We start from the raw sequence: 502 nt of genomic DNA, 5'->3' as shown, positions 1-502 counted from the left end.
AAGGAGGCGGTGCGCTGGCAGAAGGCGATCACCGGCTACATCCGGAAGCGGAACTACCCCCTTGGCGCGCTGGTGGCGTTCTCCGGGGAAATCGATGACCCGGAGAGCTACCCGGAGCCCGTCAGCGAGCACAGCAAGACGCTCAACCCCGGCCTCAAGGGCGACATCCGGGAGGCGTTCAAGGCACCCGGCTATCACCTGCTGCTGGTCGCCAACAAGTTCCAGACCGGCTTCGACCAGCCGCTGCTGTGCGGCATGTACGTGGACAAGCGCCTGGCGGGCATCCAGGCGGTGCAGACGCTGTCACGCCTCAACCGCGCCCACCCGGGCAAGGACACCACCTACATCCTCGACTTCGTGAACGACGCCGAGGAGATTCTGGCCGCCTTCAAGACCTATTACGAGACGGCCCGGCTGGAGGCCAACACCGACCCCAACCTGGTCTTCGACCTGCGCGCCAAGCTGGACGCCACGGGCTTTTACGACAGCTTTGATGTGGACC

Annotated in this window: 1 protein-coding gene; it reads left to right on the top strand. The window is 64.9% G+C overall.

All coding sequences use genetic code 11. The annotated features are described in order from the left end of the window. Nucleotides 1-502: type I restriction enzyme subunit R domain-containing protein (locus ZRA01_RS20460; protein ID WP_141355207.1), on the top strand; the 502-nt coding region annotated here is incomplete at both ends.

Source organism: Zoogloea ramigera (assembly GCF_006539865.1).
In the GTDB taxonomy this organism is placed as follows: domain Bacteria; phylum Pseudomonadota; class Gammaproteobacteria; order Burkholderiales; family Rhodocyclaceae; genus Zoogloea; species Zoogloea ramigera.
This window is presented reverse-complemented; position numbering and strand designations above follow the sequence as displayed.